This is a genomic window from Mesorhizobium sp. M1A.F.Ca.IN.020.06.1.1, from assembly GCF_004023265.1.
In the GTDB taxonomy this organism is placed as follows: Bacteria; Pseudomonadota; Alphaproteobacteria; order Rhizobiales; family Rhizobiaceae; genus Mesorhizobium.
In genome coordinates this window covers 1-5,011 of sequence record NZ_RZSR01000411.1, presented here as the reverse complement: position 1 = coordinate 5,011, position 5,011 = coordinate 1, and the positions used below count along the sequence as shown (strand labels likewise).

Annotated in this window: 4 protein-coding genes and 1 pseudogene; 4 read left to right on the top strand and 1 reads right to left on the bottom strand. The window is 61.9% G+C overall.

Going from position 1 to position 5,011, the window contains the following annotated elements; genetic code table 11:
* The 3 genes from EOA60_RS37670 to EOA60_RS18375 form a co-directional block, all read left to right on the top strand.
* Positions 1-216: hypothetical protein (locus tag EOA60_RS37670; protein WP_164899388.1), on the top strand; the 216-nt coding region annotated here is incomplete at its 5' end.
* Positions 213-947, top strand: a complete 735-nt coding sequence (locus EOA60_RS18380; protein WP_245322447.1) for an isoprenylcysteine carboxylmethyltransferase family protein — start codon at positions 213-215, stop codon at positions 945-947. The genes EOA60_RS37670 and EOA60_RS18380, both read left to right, overlap by 4 nt.
* A gap of 727 nt (positions 948-1,674) precedes the next feature.
* Entirely contained in the window at positions 1,675-3,453 is a 1,779-nt protein-coding gene (locus EOA60_RS18375) for a hypothetical protein (RefSeq protein WP_127334831.1), read from the top strand.
* Between the two features lie 77 nt (positions 3,454-3,530).
* On the opposite strand, the gene EOA60_RS37665 is transcribed toward EOA60_RS18375, so the two are convergent.
* Positions 3,531-3,890, bottom strand: a complete 360-nt coding sequence (locus tag EOA60_RS37665) for a hypothetical protein (RefSeq protein ID WP_067329484.1) — start codon at positions 3,888-3,890, stop codon at positions 3,531-3,533.
* A 545-nt stretch (positions 3,891-4,435) separates the two neighbouring features.
* On the opposite strand from EOA60_RS37665, the pseudogene EOA60_RS18365 reads away from it, so the two are divergent.
* Positions 4,436-4,854: pseudogene (locus EOA60_RS18365) on the top strand (cupin domain-containing protein).
* Positions 4,855-5,011: the final 157 nt, after the last annotated feature.

Below are 5,011 nucleotides of genomic sequence, written 5' to 3'. Positions count from 1 at the left end.
ATTCTGCAGCCTGTCACGGGACATTTTGTCAATGGAGACGCGGGCTGGCTGCGCGTCGAACTTCTTGATCCGACCAAAACACCTCAAAACCGCCATCTCAACAACGAAATCCCGAACGTCCTGATCCGCGCCGAGATGCCGATCCTCGCCTTCGAGGCCGAGGGCGGGCGGCTCCAGGACGTCTTCCTTCAGCTTACCGAGGAGACGATCCAATGATCGATACCCCTCCTGTTCAACCGCACAGCCAGCAAAGCCTGGCAAGCGCAAGCGAGCCGCATATCGGGGGGTGCCGTCAAAATGCGGAGCCCAGAAACGCGGCCTCTTCATTCCCGGGGGCCTCGATGAGAGTTCAACCAGTCAATCAAAGGATGCGGATAAACGCCGCTCGGGCAGCGGGGCTGGTTGCTGCAACTGTTATCCTGTTTTCGCACCCCGGATTGGGTGGGGGCGTACATGAACTGATCCAGATGGCGGGTCTCGGCCTGGTCCTCACCTGCTTCGTTGGCAGGATGTGGAGCATTCTCTATATCGGTTCAAAGAAGAATCTGGAGTTGATTACCTCCGGCCCCTACTCGTTGACCAGAAACCCGCTCTATCTCTTTTCTACGCTTGGAGCAGCTGGGATCGGATTGATCCATGGATCGATCGCCGTCGCTCTGGCGCTGGGATTTTTCAGCTATTGGATCTTGGTCATCACGGCAGCCAAGGAGGCCGAACACCTGAAGACGATCTTCGGCTCGCAATACGATTCCTATGCGCGCTATACGCCGCTGTTCTGGCCGAAACTGTCCCAATATACGGACTCTGCCGAAGTTGTCTTCTCCCCGAAAGCGCTCAAGCGCAACTTCCAGGATGGACTGTACTTCCCCGCAGCCTTTCCCGCCATTGAAGCAATCGAACAACTGCGAGCAGGCAGTTACCTGCCGATCCTCATGACGATCTACTGAGATCCGCCAAGTGCCAGATCCTCTCTCGGCAGCAGGACCAAATGGCCTGCCGATTTCGGGATCGTCACCAGTTCGTCGAGCTTGATGAGGTAGCCGCGGGAGTCTTGGCGCTCGTGCCGGCACCGCGATGGCCATTTTGCATGGCCGAACTGTCGCCCAGGATGGTTGACCACCGAGGTCTGTGACCTAGCTTTACGATGGAGCGTCCAGACTCCGAAATGGTGGCATGGCGCGCACCGTGGGAGAACTTCCCGGGACGTTGAGGATGGAGAGGCGCGAGCTGGCTTTCGACCGGCGCCCAGCCATGCATCGACAAAATTCCCCCAGTACTGGGGCCGAAGCGGTGACAGCTTCGAAGGCAGGCAGCAAAGTTAGCCAGGGCGAGGAGCCACACACCGCTTCACGAGCTTAAAGTTACATCGGAAACCGCGCAGGTACGGCGATGTCAGATCTTGCCGGGTTTTACGCAGACGACACAGGTCTCGCTCTCCTGGGCGGGATGACAATATTTGTATTGGTAGGCTTCTTCCTTGTGGTCCGGCGTATCCTCATCGCAGCGAGACGGCGTCACCAGTATGGCTACCTGAGCGAAAGCACGCCTATTCCCCTCGATGAGGCTTCTTGGGCCTGGGATCGCCCACGCAATCTTGCAGCCAAGCCGGCTTCTTCCCGGGCCGCCGTGCCCCCGGCCCCGGATGTTCAGGGTCTAAACTCCGGTAAGTCCGGGGTGCGAAAGGATTATCTCAACACGACGCCCGAAGCGGGCGAGAACTCGCGCGAGGACCTGCCCGATGCTTTCGCTCCGGCGACAAGCTTCGCCATGGCCTTACCTCCCCGTGTTCGCAGGCCGACGAGCCCCTTGTTACGCTTGAGCGTCGCCGCAATTTGTCTGGCCGTGCCGCTTGGCTATGCGTTGACGAAACAAAAGCCGGTCGAAAGCGCCCCCGCTGTTTCGCGGGCCGATAGCTACTCCCTTCCCGATCTTTCACGCCCTTTGGAGATTCCTGCCAGCACGGCATCAACCGACGCACCCACGAACGGCGAATTGCCCAAACCGGATCTCAACGCTGCCGAAGCACAGGTCGAGGCAGCTCGTGCTCAGGCAGCAGCTGCAACGGAATTGGCTGGCCAAGAGCACCGAGCGATGGAGGAGGAGCGCGCCAGGAGTGCCGCTCTGGAGAGTGCGCTCGCTGAGACGCGCAAGCAGATCGAGGTGCTGAAGACAAGCATGGCAGCCGCGGACGACGCCAGCGAGGAGCGTTTGCGCAACGAACTTGTGGCAGCCCGCACGCTCGAGGCATTGCGGTGGATTGCGCAAGATATCCGCGCGCGGATCAGCGAAACCATTGACCATGTCTTTATACAGATGCCCGCTGCTCGCCTCGAACGGGAGCGAACCGAACAGATGGCGCGCGACCTAGCGCAAGCGCGAGCGCAAATTGAACAGCTGGAAGCCAAAGCCGCCGGGGATCGCGCCAAAGCCGAGGCTTCGCTGGCGCAAGCGAGCGGAATGCTTGACGAGGAGCGCCGGAAGTCGGAGGACCTTCGTGCCGACATCGCTGAAATGGAGCAGTCCAAGGCCGCGATCGCGGACACGGCTGAGCGGGAACGGACCGGTGCCGCCGCGACGCGAGCAAGGGTTGAGCAGACTGCTGCCGAGACGGCGCAGGCATTGGCACGGGAACAGGCTTCAGCAGTCGCGGCCCGTGCGGACCTCGACAAAGCCCGGCTCGAGCGCGACGCGGCCGAACAGGAGCGAGCCAACGCCGTCTTAGCCAAAGAGCGTGCCGAGCGGACTGCCGCCGAGACGGCGCAGACTCTGGAACGCGAACGCGCTTCAGCAATATCGGCCCAAGAGGACGTCAACAGAGCCCGCCTCGAGCGCGACGCGGCTGAGCAGGAGCGAGCTAAGGCTGTCACGGCGAAAGTGCATGCCGAGCAGGCTGCAACTGAAACAGCGCAGGCGCTGGAGCGCGAACGCGCTTCGGCAGTCGCGGCCCGTGAGGACCTCGACAAGGCCCGGCTGGAACGCGACGCGGCGTTGCAGGAGCGAGGCAGGGCTGTCGCAGCGAAGCAACATGCGGAGCAGACTGTTAGCGAGACGGCGCAGGCGCTGGAGAGCGAACGCGCTTCAGCAGTGTCGGTCGGAGAGAACCTCAACAAAGCCCGCCTCGAGCGTGACACAGCCCGCCAACTTTTGGGACAGGCCGCCATGAGGCTGAAGGAGGCTCTGGACAAGCAACGTGAAGCGACGGTTTCTTTCGCCCGCGAGCTGGCCGCCGCACGTGCCGATAATGATAAGCTTCGGGCTCAGCGCCGCGACGCTCAGATAGAGCCGCCGCTGAAGCCGCGCACTGGCCGCGCATCGGCCGGCGCAGGCCAGACGAAAGCTGTCAGCCAAAAGAAGACTACGTCCAGCAAGGTTCGCAAACCGTCGCGCGAAATCCGTGTGCGTGCCATTACGCTTCCGTTTTCCCTCCGGCCAAGCCACTCGACGTTGGACTGAGCTGGAACGACTGCCCTGGAAAATCTGCCGCTGGGCGGCATGAACTCGACGTCTACGGCGAGGGCTCCCACTGTGCGCTATGTCAGCCCGATCACGCTGCCTTTCGCGTTCAATTCGCAGCCGACCGGCGCCTGGCGCGTCTCGACGCCGCCTTGATATCCGTAGTCGATGCTGACCTGGACGGGAGCCGATATCCTCTGTCGGCTCAACCGCCGTACGGAACCTGCACTGCTGACGCGCACACTGGTCGCGCCAAACTGAGCTGCGGCCTGCTCGATTGCCTCACGGCAGGCACGAACGATGTTGTCCGGGACACCCGGCAGCACTTCGATTGGATGGACTGCCAGTGGAATGGCGCTGTCTTCGAAGGGCAGCAGGGCGGGCGGAAGGTCGAGCGACCTTCCGCCGTTGCCGGCTACGCCCGCCCTTGACGTCACTGACCCGGTTGTGGTGGGGCTGCTTCCGTCATCGTTAGACGGTGGGGACGGTGGGTCAGACGGCGGACTGCCGCCGGAGCCACCGGGATCGCCGCTAGTTCCGTTGTGCTGACCGTTGTTGCTGCCAGCGCCATGACCTCCGTTATTCCCGTGATCGCCACCAGCGTTATGACCTTGGCCGCGCTCGCCGGCGGCCGCGGCTCCCGCGCAAGCTATCGCGACAGAGCACGCGAACGCGAAACGGACCAAGCTGGATCCCAGATATTGACGCACGGCACCCTCCAAAGGCGCTTCGGCCGGCCGTCCTTCCGCCGCATGCCGTCAGAACGGCGCAGCACCCCCAGGCAACTCGCGACTACGCCAGGGAAACTAACTAGGGGATGATTCCGGTCTATCAAGGGACTGGGTGCGGCAGCACCCAAGTGGGGGGCAGATTTGAAGGACCTGGCAGCTGATAGTTCATACAGCCCGGGAAGCCCCAAATCCTTTCTCCTTGCGAGTCGACAGCGCTTAGGCGATTTTGCCGATCATTTCGGGAGGAAATCGTGCGAAACATTCCGGCATCGGCGCTGCTGCTGGCGGCCGCTTTTTATGCAACCACCGCCGACGCTCTGGACAGTTCGGCCACACCTGTTGTCGTGACGCCATTGGCGTCGAAGACGACGACGGCATCCGGCCAGCCGATCAAGCTGCCGCAGTCCAGGTCTCAGCCTATCAGATCGCGCCCGGCGCGACGCTGCCGGTGCACAAACATCCCTTCCCGCGCTATGCCTATGTCGAGGCAGGCACCCTCAAGGTCACCAATGTCGAGACCGGCAGCAGCAACACTTACAAGACCGGCGATTTCATCGTCGAGATGATCGGCCAGTGGCATCAGGCGACCAATATCGGCAGCGATCCGGTGAAGCTGCTGGTGATCGACCAGGTCGAACAAGGCGCCAAGAACACAATCCTGAAGCAGTAGCGAGGCAACGGGGCTCAGCTGTTCCGCGGTAGGGCGGGCGCTCCAAGTCTTGAGCAATCAATAACTGCGCGCCGAACAAAACCGGAAGCGCAAAGTGACCGCTTCGCTTGCTGGACCGATTGATGCGGCTTTCGCCTCGATCGCCCCAATGCTAGGG

Excerpts from the sequence above, each read along its gene's own strand:
- EOA60_RS18380 (WP_245322447.1), top strand. The coding sequence starts at position 213 with ATGATCGATACCCCTCCTGTTCAACCGCACAGCCAGCAAAGCCTGGCA.